Raw genomic sequence first — 23,500 nt, 5'->3', positions numbered from 1 at the left:
ACCGTCGGTCGGGAGCCTCTTTTTCAGCCTTTCAATGCCGCCTGCTCGGCGATACTCGAAAGCACGCTTCGCACATCCAGCGTGCTGAATGGCTTTTCCAGGATCTGCGGCCGCTGCTGCGCCGGCAAGGCCTCGATTTCCGCCTTCGCGCCGATCAGGTCGCCGGTGACCAGCACGAAGCGCCGCGCGAGGTCAGGCCGTTCAGCCAGCAATTCTCGGTAAATGGCGATGCCGCTGATGCCAGGCATGCGCAGGTCCGAAAAGACGATGTCCGGCGGCATGTGGCCGCTCAAGGTGGCGGCGCCCGTCTCCCAGACGGGCGCAACCCGCGACTTGATGCCCATCAACTCGAGAATGTCGGACAGCGAGCCGGCGACATCAGGTTCGTCATCGATGATCAGGGCATGACGCAGGCCGCTCGAGCGCGGCTGGGTTTCGCCGGCGGCGGCGATGCCCGCGGAGATGGCCGGCAACTGGACGACGAAACGCGCGCCTCTGGGCAGTACCTCCTCGAACCTGACATTGCCATTGTGCCGCTCGATGATCGATTTCGAGATCGACAGGCCGATACCGGTGCCGACGCCGACCGGCTTGGTGGTGAAATAGGATTCGAAAATGCGGTCGCGGATCGCTTCGGGAATGCCGGGTCCGTTGTCCTCGACCGAAAAGCCGGGATTGCCCTGATCGCCGCGGAATGTGCGCACCTTGATCAGCCGATCGCCGGCAATGCCGGCCAAAGCATGCTGGCTGTTGATCAGGAAATTGGCCGCCACCTGCGTCACGTGGTCGGCATCGGCCATGGCCAGCAGCGGACCCGGCGCGAAATCGGTGTCGATGATGATACCGCTGGAGCGGGCGCCATAGGCGGTTACCTCGAGGGCGGCGCGGATCACCTGGTTGAGATCGGTCTCAGCCTGTGCCGCGGGATGGAGGCGGACCATCGACAGGAAGCTCTTGACGATGCGGCCGCAGCGCTCGGCGGCGGCACGTACTTTCTCGGCGCGGATCTTGGTCTGCGGATCGGGCGCGAATTCATGCAGCAGCGTCGACTGGGCGACGACCACGGCCAGCGGGTTGTTGAGCTCGTGCGAGACACCCGCCAGCAGCGAGCCCATCGCCGCCATCTTTTCGTTCTGGTGCAGTTTTTCGCGCTGCCGGTTGATCTCTTCCTCGGCGCGCAGCTTGTCGCGCAGGTCGCGGATCGAGCCGAAGATCAGGCGGCGGTCGGCGACCCGCATCTCGGTGGCCGTCAGTTCGATCGGGAACACTTCCCCGGCGGCGTTCTGCGTCACCGTTTCCAGCCGCTGGCCGACCATCGGCGCGCCGCGGCCGGACATGTACTCGGCTCCCGAGGAATAGCCCTTGCGGTAGTAGATCGGCACGATGGTATCGAGCAGATCCTTGCCGAGGATGTCGCTGCGCAGGAAGCCGAACATCTTTTCCGCCGCGGGATTGAATTCGATGATCGAGCCGGTCTCGTCGATAACGACGATGGCATCGAGCGAGGCCTGCAGCATCGTGCGGCGAATGACCTCGCTGGCATGGGCGTCGGAGGGCGAGCGTTCGATGGCATCGCCAATGGCGAGCGCGATGATATGCAGCGTCGCTTCTTCCTCGTCGGTCCATTCGCGCTCCTCGACGCAATCATTGATCGCCAACGTGCCCCATAGATGGCCGTGCGCGAAGACGGATACCGACAGGAACGACTTGATGCCCTGCTTCTCGAAATCGCCTCTCAGGAAGCCTTCGAGATTGCGCGTATGGCCGGCAAAGATCTTGCCTTGCCGCTCATCCTCGGCCAGCCGCTCCAGCAGCGGATCGGAGTTGACGATCGACTGCATGATGACTGTCGGTGAGGCCAGTTCGCCGCCGAAATCGGAGTCGATCCAGTAGGCGGCGACCGACTGGGCGAACCCCTGACCGGGCAGTTCGCGCAAGCGGAACAGAATGCCGCGCTGGCAATCCATGGCGTGGCACAGCGTCGCCAGGATGCCGTCCATCTCGCGTTGCCAGTCGCCGGCCTCGCGCAATCGGCGCACGACACGCACGGCCGCCATCGCCGCGCCCTGCCGGTCTCCCTGTGTACCCGTGCCTGCTGGTTCAGCGGTCATCTTCAGCCGTCATTGCGCTGCCATGTCGAATCCCGTCCGGGCCAGGCGCCGGAAAGGAAGCCTCCTGCGCCGGCGTTCAATTGCCGTCGCGGGCCGGCAACGAGAAGATATAGCCTTCGCCGCGCACCGTGCGCAGGAATTTCGGGTTGGCCGGGTCTGTCTCGATCTTCTTCCTCAGGCGCATGATGCGGATGTCGACGGCGCGCGACGATTCCGGATCCTCGGTGAAGCCGATCGCTTCCGAGATCGCGGCGCGTGTCAGCAGCCGGTTGGCGCGGGTCAGGAAAACCTCCAGGACGTCGAACTCGCTCTTGGCCATGTCGATCACCGCGCCGTTGGCGCCGGTGACCAGCCTGCCGTCGAGATCGGCCTGGAAGGGGCCGAAAGCGACGGAGCGGCGCTCCGTCCTGGCTTTCCTGTCCCCCAGCTCCGTCGGCTGCGGAACACGGCGCAGCACGCTGCGGACCCTGGCCAGCACCTCGCGCAGCTCATATGGCTTGACGATATAGTCGTCGGCGCCGAGTTCCAGCCCGACGATGCGGTCGATCGCGGTGCCTGCGGCGGTCGCGTAGATGATGCCGATCGGCATTTTCGAGCGCAGCCAGCGGCCGAGCGACAGCCCGTCTTCGCCCGGCATGGCGATGTCGAGGATGGCCAGATGGAACGCCTGCGTTTCGACCAAGCTGCGTGCCGCGGCCGCGGTTTCGGCGGTCGCAACGTCATAGCCGGCGGCGCCAAGATATTCGGCGACCGCGTCCCTCAGGTCAGGCTCGTCCTCGACGATGACAATTCTTGCCCGCACGACGCCTTCGCTCCCACTTTCAGTGGAAAGTAGATTGGGTATAAACATGATGTCCAGCACTCATATCCGGTTGCCAGGGAACGGTTGGAGAACATGGCCGCACGAGCCGTCATCGCGCTTGTTTCCGTCGCCGACGTGGTCGCGACCGAGCTTGCCGACCATCTTGAGCGGCGGGGCCATGATGTGCGTCAGGCGCGGCAGCCCTGGGAGGTGGAATCGCTGCTGGCGGGCAAGGGCATCGATGTCGTCGTCGTCGGTGACAGTCTCAGTCAGGCGGAAGGGCGGGATCTGCTCAGGCGCCATGGGGGTGAGGATGGGCCGGATTTCATCCTGATCTGCCGGCCGGCCGATCTCGTCGACAAGGTACTGGCGCTCGAACTTGGCGCCGCCGACGTCGTCGAAAGCCCGCTCAATGTGAGGGAACTCGCAGCCCGTGTCGGCGGCCTGCTTTCGCGACGCGGCAGGGGCACCCAGGAACTGATCGTGCTGGAGAATGCGACCGTCGATCTGCGATCGGCGATCGTCATGCACCGCTCCGGTGCCGAGGAACAGCTTTCGCCCGGTCAGGTGGCGCTGCTCAGGCTGTTCCTTGCGAGCCCCCGCAAGGTGCTGACGCGTGACGACATCATCGCCGCCGCACCGGCCGAGAATGCCGACGCCTTCGATCGTTCGATCGATTCGCGCATTGTGCGGCTGCGCCGCAAGCTCGACACCGAGACCATCACCACCATACGCGGTGCAGGCTACCGGTTCGATCCGCCACGGCAATTCGCCGACTGACGACCGGGAACCCGGTCTGTCTTTCTGGCTGAGCATCGGATCTTCCATTTTCGCACCGATGCTCCGAGGTTCAGCGTACCACAAGCAGCGATGGGCCGGATGGCATGTGCTTGCCCGTGGCGAACTCACTTGCGTGGGCACGCTCCTTGAGGAGCACGGTGGCAAGGGCGGCAAAGCCGAGCAGGCCCTGCGCATAAAGCAGTGCTGAAAGCACTGAGGCTGCGAATTTCGTTTTCATCGGACCAATTCTCCAGAAATGGATGTGTCGCGGGTCGCTTCAGGAAACTCCCGAAGTGCCCGCGCCGCCCACGGAGCCCCCCGTCGCGGCGCGGGCCTTCGGTCCTCTCGGCAGCAAGTTGCCGGAGGGGCCGCGCAATGCCAGCAGCCGAGGGCCAACCCGCCAGAGGGCCCAGAGCCGGACGATGCGCGGGCTGGAAACGATCCAGACCGTGGCGGAAAACAGGGCGGCATGCAGGGTCGAGATCTCGCTCGAGGCCATTGCCGCCAGCCGTGACATGGGGCCGCCGGCAACCGGGCCGGCGCCGCCGACTGTTGCCGACGCGATGCTGATTCCGAGAAGCCAGAACCGCGTGTTCGTTTTCGTTCCCATGGCCATTGCCGTCTGCTTTCGTTGCGTCAACTTTGCTGGCGGCCTGTATCCGTATCATGCCGCCTGGGGCCGCGCTTTGTTGCAGATCGGTTTCGAAATCAGTGAAATTTCTTTCATATAGGGATAATACGCGCTTTCGTTTCGGGAATCAGGCGTATAGGCCGACAGCATATCATCGTGGTAGCGAAGTGGTGGGCAGCTGCGCGCCCTTATTGGGAAACATTACCGAAGCATAATCACGCGCATAACGAAATTAATCCGAAACAGTGAACGACGATAAGCCCCTGCATCAAATTGGAGCCGGCTGGACCGGCAGAGAGAGGGGATGTCATGCACACCGCCATTGCCGCCAAGTTGATCAATATCACCGCAGCCGTGCTCACGGGCATCGCGCTTCTGTTCGGTGCCAACAGTGCTCATGCCGCCAACAAGATCGTGGCGCGGGTGTCGCTTTCGCAGCAGGTCATGGAGGTCTCGGTCGATGGCCGGCCGACCTTCGCCTGGAAGGTTTCCACCGGCGACAGGGCGCATGTGACGCCGACCGGTTCGTTCAGGCCGACGCGGATGCATGAGATGTGGCATTCGAAGAAGTACGACAACGCACCGATGCCGCACTCGGTTTTCTTCAGCGGCGGCTACGCGGTGCACGCGACCTATGCCAATCAAGCGTCTCGGGCAGCCGGCCTCGCATGGCTGCGTGCGCTTGCATCCCGTTGCCGCCGCCGATTTCTATCAGTTGGTCGAGACCTTCGGGCCAATACCAGTATAGTCATCGTCAAGTAGCAGGCTGGGAACGGTTGTCGATGCGCCGCCGCGCATCCCGTCCAAGGCTCCCGCCGGAACGCTCTCCAGTGATAATGAGCTCAGCTCGACCCGGCGGTATCGAGCCCAGCCAAAAAAGAGGCCGGAAAATCTCCAGCCTTTTTCAGTTGTTTGTTTGCGCAATCCCGATCGGAAAACCGTTACACACTTTTTCCTGGAATTGCTTCAGGTCGGCAATGCCGGCATCAGCTTGGGATCAGGCTTCTCGGCAAGCTGAGGCAGATCCTTGCTGGCGATGAAGGTGTAGAACATGGGCACGACGAAGAGCGTGAACATGGTGCCGACCAGGATGCCGGTGAAAATCACCAGGCCCATCGAATAGCGGGCCGCGGCACCCGCGCCGCTGGAGACAATCAGCGGCACCACGCCGAGCGCCATCGCCGCCGTCGTCATCAGGATCGGCCGCAGGCGCACCTTGGCCGAGGCGATGATGGCGTCGCGCCGCCGCATGCCGTGGATCTCACGCTGCTGGTTGGCGAATTCCACCAGCAGGATGCCGTGCTTGGTGATCAGGCCGATCAGCGTGATCAGACCGACCTGCGTGTAGATGTTGAGCGTGCCGAGGCCCAGATTGAGCGGCACGATCGCACCGAAGATCGACAGCGGCACCGCCATCATGATGATCAGCGGGTCGCGGAAGCTTTCGAACTGCGCCGCCAGCACCAGATAGATGACGATCACGGCCGCCGCGAAGGCGATCAGGATCGTGTTGCCCTGCTCCTTCTCCTGTCTGGACTGGCCGGAATAGTCGATGAAGAACGTATCGGGCAGGCTTTCACGGGCGATGTCCTCAAGCACCTTCAGGCCGTCGCCCGTGGTGACGCCGGGCAGCGGAAGCGCTGATATTGTTGACGAGTTCAGCTGGTTGAACTGTTCGATCGCCGCCGGCGCCGCATTGTTCGAAATCTTCACCACCGCCGACAGTGGCACCATCTCGCCGGTGACGCTGCGGACGAAATATTCGCCGAGCTTTTCGGGATTGTCGCGGAATTCCTGCGGCACCTGCGGGATGATGTCGTAGCTGTTGGAGTCGCGGTCGAACTGCGCCACTTCGGCGCCGCCGACCAGCAGCGTCAGCGTTCGGCCGATATCGGCGATCGGCAGATTGAGTGCCGCGGCGCGGTCACGATCGATGGTCACCGTCACCTGCGGCGCGTCATAGGCCATCGAGTTCTGCACGACGATGAAGCGGCCGGAGGCTTGCGCCTTGTTCTTGATTTGCTCGGCCGCCTCGTAGACTTCCGCTGAGCTGCCCGTCGAGCGCACCACCATGGCGATCGGCAGGCCGCCGCCGGAGCCGGGAAGCGTCGGCGGGGCGAAGACGAAGGCCTGGACACCGGCAACCTTGGCGATGCGGGCCGTGATATCGGCCTGCAATTGCTTCGAATTGCGCTTGCGATCCGCCCAGTCCTTGAAGGCGAAGCCGACGAAGGCGCTGTTGGTCGTGCCGCCGAAGGCGACGGCGGAGAACTGCGCCCGCGTTTCGGGAATGTCCTTCACCAGGCCCAGGATCTGGTTGACGTAGGTCTCGGTGTAGTCGGAGGTCGCGTACCGCGGTCCCGTTACGAGCGAGAGCAGGAAGCCCTGATCCTCTTCCGGCGCCAGTTCCGTCGAGGTCTTGGTGAACATGAAGCCGGTCACGCCGACGAGCGCCAGCACGATGATCAGCGTCAGCGGGCGATAGTTCAGCGAACCGGTGACCGCACGCTCATAGGCATGCTCGACCCGCGAGAAGGTGCCGTCGACGATGCGCTGGAAACGGCCGGCATTGCCGGGCTTCAACAGGCGCGCCGACATCATCGGGGTGATGGTGATGGCGATGACGCCCGACAGCACAACCGACCCGGCCAGCGTCACCGCGAATTCGCGGAACAGCGAGCCGGTCAAGCCGCCGGTAAAGGCCAGCGGTGCGAACACGGCAGCCAGTGTCATGGTCATGGCGACAATGGCGGTGGCGATTTCACGCATACCGTTGAAGGCCGCCTGCATCGGCGACATGTGGTCTTCTTCCATGTGGCGATGGATGTTCTCCACCACCACGATGGCGTCGTCGACGACAAGGCCGATCGCCAGCACCATGGCCAGCAGCGACAGAAGGTTGATCGAATAGCCCACCGCGAACAACAGGAAGCAGACGCCGATCAGCGACAGCGGGATGGTGATGATCGGCATCATCACCGAACGGAACGAGCCGAGGAAGAGCAGGATGACGAGCACGACGATGGCAACGGCCTCGGCGATGGTCTTGAACACCTCGTCGATCGAGGCGCTGATCTGACCGGTGGCGTCGTAGACGATCTCGATCGTCATGCCTTTCGGCAGCGTTTCCTGGATCTGCGGCACGAGCTTGGTGAGCGCGGCCGCCGTGGTCAACGGGTTCGCGGCAGGCGTCGGGAAGATGGCGAGAAAGGTGCCGGGCTTGCCGTTGAAGCTGACCCTGGTGTCGGTGTTTTCGGCGCCGAGTTCGACGCGCGCGACGTCGCGCAGCCGCACCACATTGCCGTCGCTCGAGCGCAGCGGCAATTCGGCGAACGCCTCCGGCGTCTGCAGCGTCGAACGCACGGTGATCGAGGAGACGACATATTCGTTCTGGGTGTTGCCCGGCGCCGACAGGAAGTTGGAGTTGTTGATCGCCGTCAGAACTTCGGCGGCCGTCACGCCGCGCGCGGCAAGCCTGACCGGATCGATCCAGACGCGCATGGAATATTGCTGGGCGCCGAAAATCTGCACGTCGGCGACGCCTTCGACGGTCGACATGCGTGGCCTGATGACGCGTTCGATATACTCCGTCAGCTGCTCCTTGGTCATGTTCGGATTCTGCATCGAGATGTACATCATCGCGAACTGCTGGCCGGTGCCCTTGACGATGACGGGATCCTTGGATGCATCCGGCAAGGTGCCGCGCACGCCCTGGACCTTCGACAGCACTTCGGTCAAAGCCACGTCCGGATTGGAGCCGAGCTTCATCTGCACCGTAACCGTGCTGGAAGACGGGCGGCTCGACGAGGTGACGTAGTCGATGTTTTCGGTCGAGGCGACGGCGCGCGCGATCGGGGCGGAAATGAAGCCCTGGATCAGGTCGGCGCTGGCGCCCGGATAAGCGGTCGTGATGGTGATCGCGGTTTCGTCGACCTTCGGATACTGCCGGATCGACAGGTTGAAGATGCCCTGAAAGCCCAGGAGCAGGATCATGCAGGCAAGAACCGTCGAAAGGACGGGCCGGCGAATGAAAAGATCGGAAAGGCTCATTGCTGGTCGGCCTGCTTGTTTGCCGATTTGGTCGGGTCGACCGTGTTGTCGACGTTGACGGACATGCCGTTGAAGAGGCGGTTCTGGCCCGCGGTGACAACCTCGTCGCCGGCCTTCAGCCCTTCGACGATCTCGACCATGCCTTGATTGCGGCGGCCGGGCTTGACGAAGACCTGCGACAGCACCAGCGCGGGCTTGGCCGGGTCCGCGGCCGGCTTTTCGGGCTTCGCCGCGTCGGCCGCCTTGCTTGCATCGGCCGCCGGTTTCATCGCATCCGCCGGCTTGGCATCCGCCGCCTTGCTGTCCACCGGCTTGCTGTCCGCAGGCTTGTCGGTGGCGGCTGCCGCGGGCTTTTGCTCCGGCTTGGCAGGCTGCGTGGGTGCGGCTGCGGCGGGCTTCGCCGGCTGCACCACGAAGATGTAGTCGCCATAAAGGCTGGTGGTCAGTGCCGTCTGCGGCAGCACCAGCACGTTCTGCTCCTCGGGCAGTTCGACACGCACCCGCACGAACTGGCCCGGGGTCAGCTTGCCATCGGGATTGGCGACCTCCGCCCGAATGTTCACCAGCCGGCTGGACGGGTCGATCTTGGGATCGATGCCGCGAATGGCGCCCGCGAAGGGCATGTCTCCACCGCCGCCGAGGCCCAGCCGAACCGTCTGGCCGATCTTGAGCAGAGGGAGCTGCTGTTCGGGGACAGAGAAATCGACCCGCATAGTATCGAGATCCTGCAGCGTCACCACCGCGGTGCCGGGCGCCAGATACTGGCCGATGTCAATCTTGGGAATACCGGCCGTGCCGGCGAAAGGCGCGGTCAGCTGCTTCTGGTCGAGCACGGCCTGCAATCTGTTGACTTGCGAAGCGGATGCGCTTGCGGCCGCCCGCGCGGCATCCAGCGTCGCGTCGGTGCCGACGCCGCGCCGCTGCAATTCGATGGCGCGCGTGAAGGCAGCCTGGTCGGATACGGCCTGCGCTTTCTGCGCCTCGAGATCGGCGCGCTCGACGGCGTCGTCGAGCTGCAGCAGGACGGCGTTGTCGTCCACCTTCTGGTTGGCGTGGAAGAGGATTTCCTTGACGATGCCCGTGGTCTCGACCGTCAGGTCCACACCGCGCACGGCTCTCACCGTGCCGATCGCCTCGACGCCCGGCGTCCAGCTCGACGGCTTGGCGATGGTCGTCGATACGGTCGCCGCCGGCGGCTTCATCGTGGCGAAATACTGCTTGATGCCGTTGTCGCGCAGGAAGTTGAAGCCGACAATGCCACCGACCACGACCACGAGGACGAGCAGAACCAGGAAGACGATGACGATACGAAGTATGCGCTTGAACAAGAAAGACCCCTCAGCCGTTGTCCGGCGCGAAGCACGGACATCGGGACACATATCGACTGCAGGTCCCGATTTCAAATAGCGGCGGTCTTACTGTACCGTCTGGACGGTCTTGTCAATTGGGCCTAAGCTTGCGATGGGAGGCGCCATGAGAGCCCGAAGAACGAATTCGCGCGAGAAAATTCTCGCCGCGGCGGCTGACGTGGCACGGGAGTCCGGCCCCGGAAGCCTGTCGCTGGAAGCCGTCGCCAGCCGCGCCGGTGTATCGAAAGGCGGGCTGCTCTACAATTTCCCAACCAAGGCCAAACTGATGCAAGGGCTGGTCGAGGGCTATCTGCGTGAATTCGAGCAAGCGCTGGAGGCAGCCAACAGCAACGACAATGGCGAAAACCCGCTCGCCGTCTACATCAGGCTGTCGGCCAATGATTGCGAGGAAAAGCAGCCCTCGGCCTCCTGGATCTTTTCGGCGATCGCCGAGGATCCCGATTTCATGACGCCGATAAAGACATTCAAGCGGCAGCTCTTCGAACGGCTGAAGGGCGAGACGAACGACCTCAGATCGCTGCTGGTCTGCTATCTCGCCATCGAGGGGCTGCGCAGCATGAACCTCTTCGATTCCGATGTGCTGTCGAAAGACGAACGCGAGCTGCTGGTATCTTCGCTGCTGGAAATCGCCAAATAGATAGAGCCAAATAGATAGAGCTTGAGCGCGGCGAAAACGGAGCGAGAAAGACGATCGCTGTCTAGAGCCGGATGATTTCAGGTCGAATCGACCCGAAATCTGAATCCGCCTCTAAATCAAAGAGGTAGAGCATGATGTCGTCCGAAAACCGTTTCATACTTTTCGGCATCATGCTCTAAGAGATCACTCCACGGCGCGTTCGATATCCCTGCGCAGGACAATCGCGGTCGTCAGGTCCTCGACGCCGCCGAGCGTGGCAATGAGGTCCCGCACCGTATTCAGCCTGTCGATCGACGGCACCTCGACCTCGACGACGAGATCGAGCTGGCCGCTCACCGATGACACCCGCCGCACTTCCGGATAGCGCGCCAGCTGGTCGAGAATGCCGATGGAGGGCGTGCGGATCAGCGTGACCAGCAGGAAGGCGCAGACCAGGCCTTTGTCCATCTGACCGATATCGGCCCGGTAACCCCTGATAACGCCGCTCTTCTCCAGCGACGCCACCCGCTCGCTCGTCGCGCTGCGCGACAGACCGATGCGCCCGGCAAGCGTCTTCAGCGGGATGCGGGCCTCCTTCGACAGGATGGCCAGAATGTCCCGATCCTTGGCGTCCAGTTCCCTCATCGTGCCACGCTCCCCCGGCTCAGTTAATGTGCCGGCCAATGCGGTCATTGTGCCGGCGCAACCGACGCTTTGCCGGATGCCCGATTTTTTGACCCATGCCAAGCTTTGACAAAGCAGATGCGGATTTCAGATGACCAACGTCTCTCACCCAGCACCTCAATTCTCGCCAGGCGAGGCGGTCGATCTCGCCACGCGGCACTTCGGTATTGCCGGCAGCGTCACGCCGCTCGATAGCGAGCGCGACCAGAATTTCAAGCTGGCTGCTCCCGACCGCTCGCTGTGGATCCTGAAAATCGTCAACGCCAGCGAGCCGCTGGCCGAGAGCGAATTCCAGACGGCATTGTTCGACCACCTCGAGCGCAACAGTCCGGATCTCGCCGTACCGCATCTCAGGAAGACGGCTGAGGGCGCCTCGCTCGCGCATGCCAGGGGCACCGGCGGCGAAGATCATGCCGTGCGCATGGTGTCATGGCTCGCCGGACAGCCGCTGGCAGAGAGCCAGACCACGCCGGCGCTGCTTGAAAGCCTCGGCGGTGCGCTTGGCCGGCTTGACCGCGCCCTGCAGGGCTTCATTCATCCCGGCGCGCTGCGCTCGTTCGACTGGGACATTCGCCAGGCCGGTCGCGCGCGGCAGCGCCTTGACCACATCGGTGATGACCGGGACCGCGCCTTGGTGGAGCGGTTCCTCGATCATTTCGACGCCGAGGTGGCGCCGCGCCTGCCGGCATTGCGGGCACAGGTGATCCACAACGACGCCAATGACTGGAACGTGCTCGTCGATCCCGAAAAGCCCGAGCGTGTCGCCGGGCTGATCGATTTCGGCGATGCCTTGCACAGCGCGCTGATCGCCGAGGTCGCCGTCGCCTGCGCCTATGCCATCCTCGATGCCGAGGATCCGATTGGCGCGGCCGCACGGTTGGCCGCCGGCTTCCACGCCGAGTATCCGCTGCGCGAAGAGGAACTCGACCTGCTCTTCGACCTCATCGCGATGCGTCTCGTCACCTCGGTGACGCTGTCGGCGGCGCGCAAGGAGCGGACTGCCGACAATCCTTACCTGTCGATCTCGGAAGCGCCGGCCTGGCGGCTGCTCAATCGTCTGGGCAGGATGAACCGGCGCTTCGCCACGGCGATCCTGCGCCACGCCTGCGGCTTCGAAGCCGCTCCCGGAGCCCGCGCCGTCACAGGTTGGATCGCGGCAAACCGCGCGCATCTTGCGCCAATCCTCGACCGCCATCCGGCGACGCTTGCCAAGGCGCTTGTGCCCTACGGCGATCCGCGAAATCCGATGACGGTGACATCGGCCGCGCAACAGCCCGACAAGGCGACAGCATGGTGGGATGCCTATTGCGCCGAGCATGGCATTGCGCTCGGCATCGGTCCGTGGGGGGAGGCCCGCACGGTCTATACCAGCGACATCTTCGAGTCGCGTTTCGTGGAAGGCGCGCGGCGCGCCAACCATCTCGGCCTGGACCTTTTCATGCCGGCGGGCACAAGGCTTTACACGCCGCTCGCCGCCACGGTCAGAAGCGTCGAGATCGAGGAGGATCCACTCGGCTATGGCTGCCTGGTGGCGCTGGAGCATGCGCCGCCGGGCTGCCCGCCCTTCATCACCCTTTGGGGCCACATGGCGCAGGAGGCTGGACGGCGGCTGAAGGCCGGCGACCGCCTGGAAGCGGGCGCGCTTGTCGGCGAGATGGGCCTACCTGCGGAAAATGGCGGCTGGGTGCCGCATCTGCATTTCCAGATATCGACGGATACCAGTCTTGCCGCACGCGACATCCTTGGGGTGGGTGAAGAGCGCTATCTCGACGTGTGGAAGGAACTGTTTCCGGATGCCGCCGAACTCGCCGGCATTCCGCCCGAAACCTTCCGGCAGAGTGGCCGGTCACGCCCGGAGATCGTTGCCGCGCGCAAGGCGTCGCTGCTGCCCAATCTCTCCATCTCCTATTCCGAGCCGATCAAGTTCGTGCGCGGCGAAGGCGCCTGGCTGATCGACGATCGCGGCCGCGCCTATCTCGACTGCTTCAACAATGTCTGTCATCTCGGCCATGCCCATCCTGACGTGGTGGACGCGATCGCGAGGCAGGCGGCAAAGCTCAACACCAACACACGCTACCTGCACGACGCGATCGTCACCTATGCGGAGCGGCTGACGGCGACGTTGCCGGCCGGGCTCTCGGTGGCGTCCTTCGCCTGTTCGGGCAGCGAGGCCAACAGCCTGATGCTGCGCATGGCGCGCACCCATACCGGCCGCAGCGAGGCGATCGTGCTCGACTGGGCCTATCACGGCACGACGCAGGAGCTGATCGACCTCAGCCCCTACAAATACAAGCGCAAGGGCGGCAAGGGGCGCCCGGCGCATGTGTTCGAGGCGGCCATTCCAGACAGCTACCGTGCACCGGTCGAATGGCCTGATGACGAGCATGCGAAGCGTTTTGCCGAAAGCGTCGCCGAGCAGATCGCCGACATGGCGAGGCAAGGCCGCGCGCTCGGCCTGTTCCTGGCGGAATCGATCCCCAGCGTTGCCGGCCAGGTGTTCCTGCCCGACGGCTATCTCAAGGAAGTTTACGCGATGGTGCGCGCCGCCGGCGGCATCTGCGTCGCCGACGAGGTGCAGGTCGGCTTTGGCCGCGTCGGCAGCCATTGGTGGGCTTTCGAAACCCAGGGGGTAACGCCAGACATCGTCACCATGGGCAAGCCGATCGGCAACGGCCACCCGATGGCGGCCGTGGTGACCACCGCCGAGATCGCCGCCTCGTTCAACAACGGCATGGAGTATTTCAACACTTTCGGCGGCAATCCGGTGTCCTGCGCGGCAGGGTTAGCGGTGCTCGACGTCATCGAGCGCGATGGGCTGAGGCGCAATGCGCAGGAGATCGGCTGTTATCTCATGGCGCGCTTCAAGGCCTTGCAGGATCGTTACGAGATCATCGGCGACGTGCGCGGCCAGGGGCTCTTCCTCGGCATCGAACTGGTCGAGGACCGCAAGAGCAAGGCGCCGGCGACAGCTCTTGCCCGCCGCATCAATGACGGCGTTCGGGCACGCGGCGTGCTGATCGGCACCGAGGGACCGCATGACAATGTCCTGAAGATGCGCCCGCCGATGATCTTCAGCCGGGCCAATGCCGATCATCTTGTCGGCGTTCTCGACGAGACGCTGGCGGCGGTTCTGGCGCAAGAGGCTTAGGACAGACCAGCGCACCGCCTGGCGGTGCGTGAACTGACAGAAAACAGCGATTTTCACGAAGGTCCGGTGCTTCACGTGCCGGCGGCAGGAGAGGCTTTGCCTCATCAAGGGAGGAACCATGAGACATGCATTGATTACCGCGCTCGCGCTCATAGCGGCCACGCTGGCCGCTCCGGCGAAGGCGGACACATTCGACATCGTCAAGCAGAGGGGCTCGATCCTGTGCGGCGTCAGCCAGGGGGTGGCGGGCTTCTCAGCACCCGACGACCAGGGAAAATGGAGCGGCTTCGACATCGATTTCTGCCGCGCGGTTTCAGCCGCCGTTTTCGGCGACCCCGACAAGGTCAGCTACGTGCCGCTGTCCACCAAGGAGCGCTTCACGGCGCTGCAAGCCGGCACCGTCGATATTCTGTCGCGGCAGTCGACCTGGACCTTGTCGCGCGACACGGGCATGGGCATCCATTTCGTCGGCGCCGTCTATTATGACGGCCAGGGCTTCATGGTGCGCAAGGATCTCGGCGTGGACAGCGCGCTGAAGCTCTCTGGCGCAACGGTGTGTGCGGAACAAGGCACCACCACCGAGCAGAACGTCGCCGACTACTTCACCGCCAACAAGATCAAGTACGAGGCGGTCGTCATCGATTCCGCCGACAGCATCATCAAGGCGTTCGACAGCGGCCGCTGCGATGTCTACACCACGGACGCTTCGGCGCTTTATGCGCAGCGCCTGAAGCTGACCGATCCCGCGGCTTTCACGGTGCTGCCGCAGATCATCTCGAAGGAGCCGCTGGGTCCGGCCGTGCGCAAGGGCGACGACAAGTGGTTCGATGTCGTGCGCTGGACGCTGTTCTCGCTGATCGAGGCGGAAGAGGACGGCATCACGCAAGCCAATGCGGAAGCCTCGCTGAAGTCGCAAAACCCGACGATCCGCCGGTTCCTCGGTGTCGAGGGCGACAACGGCAAGCAGATCGGGCTCGAGCCGGCCTTCGCCTACAACATCGTCGCCAAGGTCGGCAATTATGGCGAGATCTTCGAACGCAACCTCGGCCAGTCGAGCCAGCTGAAGATCGCGCGCGGCATCAACGCGCTGTGGAATGCCGGCGGCCTGATGTATGCGCCGCCCGCGCGCTAAGGCCTGAAAGCCGAACGCCTGTTTGGTGCCGGGCCGGCAGCTGGCCTTGGGCTCCTTGCCCGGCCATTCCACTTCACGGAACGGAGCGGTGATCTGTGCCGTCGCGCATCATCGCCGCTCTTGTCCTTCGATCGATGTTCGAATCCGCGGTGTATAAAAACGTTTTTATTATTCTTGAAAACGTTTTACCCGATGTTACGGATGCTGACCTCTTGGGTTAGCAGCGGTCCATGGCAGCGAGCAAAAAATCTGAACACCGGGAACTTTCGCCGACGATCAAGACGTTGGCGGCCCATACGGGTTTTTCGATCGCCACCGTCTCGAAGGCTCTGCGCGGTTCCCCCGTGGTCGCCCAGCAGACCAGGGACGCCATCGTCGCCGCCGCGCGAAATCTGGGCTATCAGGCGAACATCCGAGGCATGGCGCTGAGGACCGGCAAGACCTATCGGGCGGCGGTGCTGATGCCGATAACGTCCGCTGCCGGCTATGAGTGGGACGGCGTTGAATACACACAGATCCTGAGCGGCATAAGCCAGGCGCTGGAAAACAGCGATTATCAGCTCTCCGTTCACGGTTTCCGGGATTTCGGCGACGCCTTCGACACAGCCCGTCGCATCGTCGACCAGAGCGCGGCCGACGGCCTGATCTTTTCCGGCGTGCAGGCCGACGATCCGCGTATCGACCTGCTGGTCGAAAGCGATTTTCCGTTCGTGTCGCTCGGCCGATGCCGCAAGCCGCTCACCTATGCCCATGTCGATGTCGACAATGAATGGGCGGCATTCACCGCCACGGCCCGGCTGATAGCGGGCGGACATCGGCGGATAGCGCTGATCAACGCGGATCGCCGTCTTTCCTATGCCCTGGACAGGATTGACGGCTTTTCGCGCGCCTTCGACGAGGCAGGGCTTGCCACATCGATGGACCTTGTGGCCGACGGCGATCTGTCCACCCGCTTCGGCCGTGACAGCGCGCTCAGACTTCTTGGCTTGCCCAGCCCGCCCACCGCCCTGGTGTGCATCAACGAATCCACCACCCTGGGCGTCCTGTCGGCGCTGGGCAGCCTCGACCGGCGCGTCGGGGTGGATGTCGACGTCATCGCCTATGACGATATCAACGTCAGCGCGTACTTCACCCCGCCGATCACGACATTCTACCAACCAATCGAACTCCTCGGCCGCAAGCTCGGGGAGTTTCTGCTGCGACGCATGGCGGGCGAGGATCCGGCAAGGCTCACCATGGTCTCGAGACCCGAGCTCATCGGCCGGCAGCCGGACAATCTCGGCGGGCGAAACCGCCGCTAATCATGACATGGGAGGAAAGAGCATGAAGAAGATTCTGATCGGACTTGCGGTGGCGCTATTGGCGGCCGGCACTGCCGGCGCCGCCGACCTCGGAGGCAAGGTCCTGAAGGTGGGTTCCGACACCACCTCGCCGCCGATGGAAAGCGTCGACGCGGCGAGCGGCCAGATCGTCGGTTTCGACGTCGATGTGATCAAGGCGGTCTGCGGCAAGATCAACTGCAAGGCTGAATTCGTCACCACCGGCTGGGATGGTATCTTCGCCGCTCTCGACCAGGGAAGTTTCGACCTGGTCGCTTCCGGCGTATCCATCACCGACGAACGCAAGAAGGCGATGGATTTCTCGGACCCCTACATCATCAACAGTCAGGCCGTCCTCATGCGCGTTGAAGACGAGGGCCTGTCGCTCGACGACTTCAAGGCGAAAGGCAAGAAGCTCTCGGCGCAAGCCAACACTACCGACTCACAGGTCGCCGAAAGCATTGTCGGCAAGGACAATGTGGTCGCGTATGACAGTTTCGCGGCCTCCGTCATAGCGCTGAAGAACAAGGACGTGGACGGCGTCGTGATCAATGGCGCCAATGCCGCCGCGTATGAAAAGGAATTCGCGGGCGAACTGGTGGTGCCGATCAGGAATCTCCAATCCGATCCCCTGGGGCTGGTCTTCCGCAAGGGTGACGAGAATGTCGCCGCCTTCAACGAAGGGCTGAAGGCCATCAAGGCCGATGGCAGCCTCGACGCGCTGATCGCCAAATACTGGGGCGTGAAATAGCCGCTTGAAAGACTTTGGCTCCGGGTGCTGGGCACCGGAGCCGCCGTGAGGGAGGGACGGGACCGGATGCAGTTTCTGATGCGCCTGCGGCCCAGCAATCTGATCATCGTCGCGGCTTTGCCGTTCATCGTCTATCTCTTCGCTTCGTCGATTAACTATCAGCGCTCGCTTCGCGCCATCCTGGGCGTGGAGAACGGCTCGTCGGTCTTCGTGCCTGGCTTTCTGGCGCTGGCTGTCGCCTTTTTCGCCGGCCTTGCCGTGGTCGGGTTCTCGCGTGCTTCGTCCAGGTCACCGCGTCTCGCGATCGTCGCGGCCGGGGTCAACCTTGCCGCCGCGATGGTGCTTGCGACAACCGGCGTGGCCTATCCCTTCGTGGCATCGGTCGTGGCGAACGCCGTCGATCCGTTCACCTCCAATCTGGTGGTTCAGGGCCTTACGCCGCGGCGATTGACGGATGCCGCCGACCTCATGGTGCGCGGCCAGGCCGCACTCCTGTTGCGAGCCTATTTCGGCCTGACGATCGTGATCCTCGGTGCATTCTTCATCGCCGCCCGCAATGGCACAGGCAACGCGACGCACGGTTGTGCCCGCTTCGCACTTGCGGCGGTGAACGGCGCCGGGTTGGCTTTCATCCTGCTTTTCGCGCATATCGCATTCGCGGCGGGTGTCGCCACGACGATCCGGGCGGCCGTCGCCGCCTATATGCTGGCGGCAATGATGGGGTTGCTCTGGGTCGGGCTCCTCAAGCTCAAATACAGCTGGCGGGCGGACCTAACCTGCATCGCGGCAACCATCCTCATGATCTGCGCTGCCGCGTGGTTCCTGCTCCAGCCGCGCGACAGCTATGTGCTTGTGGGGTCTCTCGCCGGGAAGGTCGCTGTCACGGCCGGTACCCCGTCCGGGATACTTGGTCCCGTCCGCTACGGGCAATTTCCCGGAGGTCCCGACCGCGACGTGCCGCTGCGCACCTTTCGTGGCGCGCCGGAAGCGCTCGACGCAATCGGCAAGGCTCCCGATATCAGCGCGGCACTTGTCCCCGCCGCAACGGCGCCGGGCGCATTGCCCGTGCTGTGGCAAGCGGAGGCGTTGAACGATCGCGACAAGGCGTTCGGCATTACGCTCGCGGTGCTGGCGATCGTGCTTGGGCTGCTGACCTTCGGCGGTCATATCCACCGCAGGCACCCGCTCTCCATCGGCTCGGAATTCATCGTCGACACGATCCGTGGCATCCCGATGCTGGTTATCGTTCTCTATGTCGGCCTGCCGCTCGCCGGCGCGCTCAAGGACGCGACGCAGGGCGTGGTCGATCCGCCGAACCTGGTGCGCGGCATTGCCGCCATGGCGCTGGCCTATTCGGCCTATCTCGCCGAAATATTTCGTTCCGGCATCAATGCAATCCCTGCGGGCCGGATCGAGGCAGCGCACAGTCTCGGCCTCAATGGCTGGCGTACCGCCCGGCTGGTTGTGTTGCCGCAAGCCTTCCGCATCATCATTCCGCCGCTCGGCAACGAACTGATCGCCATCCTCAAGGACACGTCCCTGCTCTCGATCCTGTCGATCCGTGACATTGCGCAGCGTATGCGGGAATTCCAGTCGGCAAGTTTCCTGCCGTTCGCGCCCTACAACTCAGCCGCCATCTTCTACATTTTCCTGACGTTGGCGGCGGCAAGCCTCGTCAGCACCATCGAGAGAAAATATGACATCAAGCATCGATAACGCACGCCGGACCCTCGAAGCCCGCGCCGCCGGACTGGTCTTTCCGCAAGGCTTCGTGTTCGGCGCCGCGACCGCAGCCTATCAGATCGAGGGTGCGCATGACGCGGACGGCAAGGGCGAAAGCATGTGGGACCGGTTCTGCCGGGTTCCCGGCGTGATCGTGGGTGGCTCGAGCGGTGACGTCGCCTGCGATCACTATCATCGCTGGAAGGAAGATATCGGTGTGCTCAAGGCGCTCGGCCTTGGCGCCTATCGCTTTTCCTTCGCCTGGACGCGGCTTCTTCCCGAAGGTCGAGGCGACGCCAACGCCAAGGGTATCGCTTTCTACGACCGGCTGGTCGACGATCTGCTTGAAGCCGGCGTCGAGCCCTATGCAACGCTCTACCACTGGGACCTTCCGCAGGCATTGCAAGACCGTGGCGGCTGGTACAGTCGCGAAACCGCCACCGCCTTTGCCGATTATGCCGGGCTTGCCGCCCGCAGCTTCGGCGATCGCGTCAAGAAATGGACGACCCTCAACGAGCCCTGGACCTTCTGCTGGTCGGGACATGCAACCGGTGAGGATGCGCCGGGATTGCGCGATGGTGTGAAAGGCGGCGTGACCGCCAGTCATCACGCATTGCTGGGGCATGGCCTGGCTGTTCCAGTCATCCGGGCCGAAGTGGCGGATGCGTCAATCGGCATCGTCTTCGATCTCAACGTCGCGGAGGCCGCTACCGATGATCCGCGCGATCTCGCGGCGACACGGCGCTTCGATGGCGCCCAGAACCGCTGGTTTCTCGATGCCGTCTTCAAGGGCACATACCCACAAGACATGCTGGAGCTCTACGGCGATCTGCTGCCGCCGATCGATGCGCGGGATAATCAGATCATCGCCGCGCCGGTGGATTATTTGGGCATCAACATCTACCGTCGCTCGGTGATCGCGGCGGGTGACGAACTCGCGCCGCTAAGCTATCGACGGGTGCAACCGGAAGGCATCTATTCGGCGGTCGACTACGAGATATGGCCGCGCTGCATGTACGACATCCTGCGTTATGTGAACGACCGCTATGCGCCGCAGGCAATCTACATTTCCGAGAACGGCGTCGCCACGACGCCGGAACAGGTTGGCGACGACGGGCGTGTCTGGGACGATCTGCGCGCCGCCTATTATGTCGATCATCTCGAGCAAGTGGCCAAGGCGGCGGTCGAGGGCGTGCCGGTGCGGGGTTATTTCGCCTGGACACTGACCGACAATTTCGAATGGGCCTATGGCTATACGACGCCCTTCGGCATCACCCATGTCGATTTCGCCACGCAGCAACGCCAGATCAAATATTCCGGCGAGGTCTACGCCATGATTGCCCGGCAGGAAACCGTGCCGGTTGCCAAGAGCGCCTGACTTGGCTGCGGAAGGGCGTGGCGGCACGGTCCTCATAACTGGCGCCGGGCGCGGGCTCGGCCACGAGCTGGCGTTGCAATACGCCCACCATGGCTGGCGTGTGATCGCTTGCGGGCGCACGCATCCGGCTCAAGGTTGCGCGGGTCGAATCGAGTTCCAGCCGCTCGATGTCGCCGATCCCGCTTCCATTTGCGACCTTGCCACGCGGCTCGCCGGCAGGCCCGTGGATGTGCTTGTCAACAACGCCGCCATCCGCAGCGAAATCCCTGGCCTGCACAGCTTTGCCCCGGATGAATTCCTGAAGGTCATGCGGACGAACACGCTCGGTCCGTTGTTGCTGGCGAGGGCGCTGCGCCCGAACCTGGTTGCGGGGCGCATGCGCGTCATCGCCAATATCGGCAGTCGGGCCGGCTCGATGGCTGAAGGGCTACTCGATGACTATGACGACGACTATGCCTACCGCTGCTCGAAGTCAGCGCTCAACATGGTCTGCGCTCAGTTGGCGCAGGATTTGCGCGTCGACGGGATAACGGTGTTGTCGCTCCATCCAGGTTGGGTAAAGACGGATATGGGAGGCGATCAGGCGGTTCTGGCGGTCGAGGACAGTGCGCGGGGCCTGCGCACCATCATCGATAGTGCGACGCCTGGAGACAGCGGCTCCTTCCAGACGTTCGACGGCGTCCCTATCGGGTGGTAGTCGAAAGCACCCGGTCTCCACGCTGGATGCCTCCGCCGGAGCCGATCGTGTCGACAACGCGGATATCGGGTGCGACGCCTCGACAAGCGCGCTATCGGGGCCAATGGCGATGGCGCCTCGCGGTCCGCGCTTGACGACGAAGGTCGCGCCTTCGCGCATGCTGGAGCGGATTTCTCGCGCGGCCTGCTCCGGGCTGGTCCGGCATAGGCGCAAAGCCGCCTCTTCGCGTCATACAGGGTTCATCGTGCGGACATAGCGTCTTTCCCAGGTCTTTGCTGCAATGCAAAAGGAGTGGGACATGGTGGACATAGTTTCTAGTGAAGCGGGCATCCCGAGGCCGGATCATCCGCTGGATCAATCGGGCGGCGCCAAGTGGTTCCTGCCTGCGTTCGGTGTGCTGGTGCTGGTTGGCATCATCTATGTCGGCTACGCGCTCAGCCAGGATCTGGCGGTGGCCAAGACCGTGCCGTGGATCCTGCTCGGCATCGCCCTGCTGATCGCGCTCGGCTTCGAATTCGTCAACGGTTTCCACGACACCGCCAATGCGGTGGCGACCGTCATCTACACGCGTTCCCTGCCGGCCGAATTCGCCGTGATGTGGTCGGGCGTTTTCAATTTCCTCGGAGTGCTCACCTCAAGCGGCGCGGTCGCCTTCGGCATCCTGTCGCTGCTCCCGGTCGAGCTTATCCTGCAGGTTGGCTCCTCCTCGGGCTTCGCCATGGTGTTCGCGCTGCTCGTCGCGGCGATCCTGTGGAACCTCGGTACCTGGTTCCTCGGCCTGCCGGCGTCGAGCTCGCACACGATGGTCGGCTCGATCATCGGCGTCGGCCTCGCCAACCAGTTCATGGCGCCAGCCGGAAGCGCCACCAGCGGCGTCGATTGGGGGCAGGCGACCAATGTCGGCACGACCTTGCTGGTGTCGCCGATTATCGGCTTCTTCGCCGCCGCCATCCTGCTCTATGTGATGAAATTGCTGGTGCGCAACCCGGCTCTTTATGAAGCGCCGAAGGGCAATGCCCCGCCGCCCTGGTGGATCCGCGCCTTGCTGATCTTCACCTGCACCGGCGTCAGCTTCGCGCACGGCTCCAATGACGGACAGAAAGGCATGGGCCTGATCATGCTCATCCTGATCGGCGTCGTGCCGACCGCCTACGCGCTCAACCGCACGCCCGACATCAACTATCTCGAGGCCTACAAGTCGGCTTCCGTCAACGTCGAGACGGCGCTGGGCAAATATGTCAAGCCCGGCGTCACCGTTGCCGATGCCAATGCTGCAAAGGCTGCCGTGCAGGAAGCCGTGCGCAGCAAGACGTGGACCGATCAGACGACCATTGCTCTGCAGACCTATATTCACAACACCACCGCCGAGCTGCAGCCCTATGCTTCGGTCGAAAAGGTGCCGACCGATCTGGTCAGCAACGCGCGCAACGACATCTACCTGATCGGTGAAGCGCTGAAGCTGATCGACAAGAAGAAGCTGCTGCCGATGAAGGACGACGACCTGAAGGCAGTCACCGACTACCACAAGGCCGTCGACAATGCGACGAAGTTCATCCCGCTCTGGGTGAAGGTGGCTGTCGCGCTGGCTCTCGGACTCGGCACGATGGTCGGCTGGAAGCGCATCGTCGTCACCGTCGGCGAAAAGATCGGCAAGAGCCACCTGACCTACGGCCAGGGCGCGGCGGCCGAACTCGTTGCAATGGTGACCATCGGCATGGCCGACCGTCTCGGACTGCCGGTATCGACCACCCACGTTCTGTCGTCGGGCGTCGCCGGTACGATGGCGGCCAACGGCTCCGGCCTGCAGTGGTCCACGGTGCGCAACCTGCTGCTCGCCTGGGTGCTGACGCTGCCGTGCTCGATCGCGCTCGCCTTCGTGCTGTTCATCGTCTTCCGCCAGGTGTTCTGAGCGGAGCCGAAAGTTCTCGAACAAAGGCAGCGCCAGCGACCGGCGCTGCCTTTTCTTTGGGCGAGGGGCAAGTCTTCAAGAGAATATGCGCATTTACGTTGAAGGGGCTCATGCCTTGGAGATTGGCGCGAAACGCCCATCGCCTCGTCGTCCTGGAGCGAAGCGGTGCGGCGTAGTCCCCAGCATCGATGCCAGGACTTCAAGGCGTGGCTACGGTGCAGAAATCTGCTCCGCCGCACTCTTGGAGCAAGGGAACGGCGTGAATCCCTGGGTCTTCGTTCCGCTACGCCCAAGGATAACGACACAAGGGAGGGCGCCGACAAATCTCGAACGCCGGCCCGCTCGATCGAGCGACTGGAATCTCGCCGACAATAGGTCTGATACCGGTGAAAAATCACCG

17 protein-coding genes and 2 pseudogenes are annotated in these 23,500 nt (G+C 63.4%); 12 read left to right on the top strand and 7 right to left on the bottom strand.

The window, feature by feature from the left end; genetic code table 11:
- Nucleotides 1-23: 23 nt before the first annotated feature.
- Both FJW03_RS20945 and FJW03_RS20940 read right to left on the bottom strand, forming a co-directional pair.
- A complete protein-coding gene (locus FJW03_RS20945; protein ID WP_226890420.1) occupies nucleotides 24-2,111 on the bottom strand; it encodes a sensor histidine kinase in 2,088 nt (695 codons plus the stop codon).
- 76 nt (nucleotides 2,112-2,187) lie between these two features.
- Nucleotides 2,188-2,961 (bottom strand): response regulator, encoded by a 774-nt coding sequence (locus tag FJW03_RS20940; protein WP_181173296.1) that lies wholly within the window; start codon nucleotides 2,959-2,961, stop codon nucleotides 2,188-2,190.
- Between the two features lie 45 nt (nucleotides 2,962-3,006).
- On the opposite strand from FJW03_RS20940, the gene FJW03_RS20935 reads away from it, so the two are divergent.
- Nucleotides 3,007-3,693: a response regulator transcription factor gene (locus FJW03_RS20935; protein ID WP_140765916.1), complete on the top strand. Its 687-nt coding sequence runs from the start codon at nucleotides 3,007-3,009 to the stop codon at nucleotides 3,691-3,693.
- Nucleotides 3,694-3,763: 70 nt separating this feature from the next.
- Here FJW03_RS20935 and FJW03_RS20930 read toward each other — a convergent pair whose 3' ends face one another.
- Nucleotides 3,764-3,931, bottom strand: coding sequence for a hypothetical protein (locus FJW03_RS20930; protein WP_140765914.1), 168 nt, complete (start codon nucleotides 3,929-3,931; stop codon nucleotides 3,764-3,766).
- Nucleotides 3,932-4,115: 184 nt separating this feature from the next.
- Between FJW03_RS20930 and FJW03_RS20925 the strand changes: the two genes are divergently transcribed.
- Together FJW03_RS20925 and FJW03_RS20920 are read left to right on the top strand one after the other, a co-directional pair.
- Nucleotides 4,116-4,424, top strand: coding sequence for a hypothetical protein (locus FJW03_RS20925; RefSeq protein WP_181173295.1), 309 nt, complete (start codon nucleotides 4,116-4,118; stop codon nucleotides 4,422-4,424).
- 209 nt (nucleotides 4,425-4,633) lie between these two features.
- Nucleotides 4,634-5,072, top strand: a pseudogene (locus FJW03_RS20920) (L,D-transpeptidase).
- A 218-nt stretch (nucleotides 5,073-5,290) separates the two neighbouring features.
- Here the strand turns inward: FJW03_RS20920 and FJW03_RS20915 are convergent.
- Together FJW03_RS20915 and FJW03_RS20910 are read right to left on the bottom strand one after the other, a co-directional pair.
- On the bottom strand, nucleotides 5,291-8,374 hold the full coding sequence (locus FJW03_RS20915; protein WP_140765910.1) for an efflux RND transporter permease subunit: 3,084 nt from the start codon (nucleotides 8,372-8,374) through the stop codon (nucleotides 5,291-5,293).
- Nucleotides 8,371-9,702 (bottom strand): efflux RND transporter periplasmic adaptor subunit, encoded by a 1,332-nt coding sequence (locus tag FJW03_RS20910; protein ID WP_140765908.1) that lies wholly within the window; start codon nucleotides 9,700-9,702, stop codon nucleotides 8,371-8,373. The genes FJW03_RS20915 and FJW03_RS20910 overlap by 4 nt, the downstream gene beginning before the upstream one ends.
- Nucleotides 9,703-9,847: 145 nt before the next feature.
- Between FJW03_RS20910 and FJW03_RS20905 the strand changes: the two genes are divergently transcribed.
- Nucleotides 9,848-10,381: a TetR/AcrR family transcriptional regulator gene (locus FJW03_RS20905; protein WP_140765906.1), complete on the top strand. Its 534-nt coding sequence runs from the start codon at nucleotides 9,848-9,850 to the stop codon at nucleotides 10,379-10,381.
- Between the two features lie 183 nt (nucleotides 10,382-10,564).
- Here FJW03_RS20905 and FJW03_RS20900 read toward each other — a convergent pair whose 3' ends face one another.
- Nucleotides 10,565-11,005 carry an Lrp/AsnC family transcriptional regulator gene (locus FJW03_RS20900; RefSeq protein WP_140608785.1) on the bottom strand — a complete coding sequence of 147 codons (441 nt, stop codon included), beginning with the start codon at nucleotides 11,003-11,005 and terminating at the stop codon, nucleotides 10,565-10,567.
- A gap of 130 nt (nucleotides 11,006-11,135) precedes the next feature.
- On the opposite strand from FJW03_RS20900, the gene FJW03_RS20895 reads away from it, so the two are divergent.
- From FJW03_RS20895 to FJW03_RS20865, 7 genes are all read left to right on the top strand, one after another.
- Nucleotides 11,136-14,192, top strand: a complete 3,057-nt coding sequence (locus FJW03_RS20895) for an aminotransferase class III-fold pyridoxal phosphate-dependent enzyme (RefSeq protein WP_140765904.1) — start codon at nucleotides 11,136-11,138, stop codon at nucleotides 14,190-14,192.
- 118 nt (nucleotides 14,193-14,310) lie between these two features.
- Nucleotides 14,311-15,324 (top strand): amino acid ABC transporter substrate-binding protein, encoded by a 1,014-nt coding sequence (locus FJW03_RS20890; protein ID WP_140765902.1) that lies wholly within the window; start codon nucleotides 14,311-14,313, stop codon nucleotides 15,322-15,324.
- Between the two features lie 230 nt (nucleotides 15,325-15,554).
- Nucleotides 15,555-16,625 carry a LacI family DNA-binding transcriptional regulator gene (locus tag FJW03_RS20885; protein ID WP_140699789.1) on the top strand — a complete coding sequence of 357 codons (1,071 nt, stop codon included), beginning with the start codon at nucleotides 15,555-15,557 and terminating at the stop codon, nucleotides 16,623-16,625.
- A gap of 22 nt (nucleotides 16,626-16,647) precedes the next feature.
- Entirely contained in the window at nucleotides 16,648-17,394 is a 747-nt protein-coding gene (locus FJW03_RS20880; protein ID WP_140699791.1) for a transporter substrate-binding domain-containing protein, read from the top strand.
- A gap of 66 nt (nucleotides 17,395-17,460) precedes the next feature.
- The gene (locus FJW03_RS20875) at nucleotides 17,461-19,110 is read left to right on the top strand and encodes an amino acid ABC transporter permease (RefSeq protein WP_140765900.1); all 1,650 of its coding nucleotides are present in this window, start codon (nucleotides 17,461-17,463) and stop codon (nucleotides 19,108-19,110) included.
- Nucleotides 19,091-20,494, top strand: coding sequence for a GH1 family beta-glucosidase (locus tag FJW03_RS20870; protein ID WP_140765898.1), 1,404 nt, complete (start codon nucleotides 19,091-19,093; stop codon nucleotides 20,492-20,494). Before FJW03_RS20875 ends, FJW03_RS20870 begins: the two co-directional genes overlap by 20 nt.
- Before the next feature lies 1 nt (nucleotide 20,495).
- Nucleotides 20,496-21,191, top strand: a complete 696-nt coding sequence (locus tag FJW03_RS20865; RefSeq protein WP_140765896.1) for an SDR family oxidoreductase — start codon at nucleotides 20,496-20,498, stop codon at nucleotides 21,189-21,191.
- A 34-nt stretch (nucleotides 21,192-21,225) separates the two neighbouring features.
- Here the strand turns inward: FJW03_RS20865 and FJW03_RS20860 are convergent.
- Nucleotides 21,226-21,383, bottom strand: a pseudogene (locus tag FJW03_RS20860) (carbohydrate kinase family protein); the annotation flags it as partial.
- Nucleotides 21,384-21,489: 106 nt separating this feature from the next.
- On the opposite strand from FJW03_RS20860, the gene FJW03_RS20855 reads away from it, so the two are divergent.
- Nucleotides 21,490-23,100 (top strand): inorganic phosphate transporter, encoded by a 1,611-nt coding sequence (locus tag FJW03_RS20855; RefSeq protein ID WP_140608769.1) that lies wholly within the window; start codon nucleotides 21,490-21,492, stop codon nucleotides 23,098-23,100.
- Nucleotides 23,101-23,500 lie beyond the last annotated feature (400 nt).

It is taken from the genome of Mesorhizobium sp. B4-1-4, assembly GCF_006439395.2.
Taxonomy (GTDB): Bacteria; Pseudomonadota; Alphaproteobacteria; order Rhizobiales; family Rhizobiaceae; genus Mesorhizobium.
The sequence above is the reverse complement of the archived record's forward strand: the minus strand, read 5'-3'. Positions and strand labels throughout refer to the sequence as shown.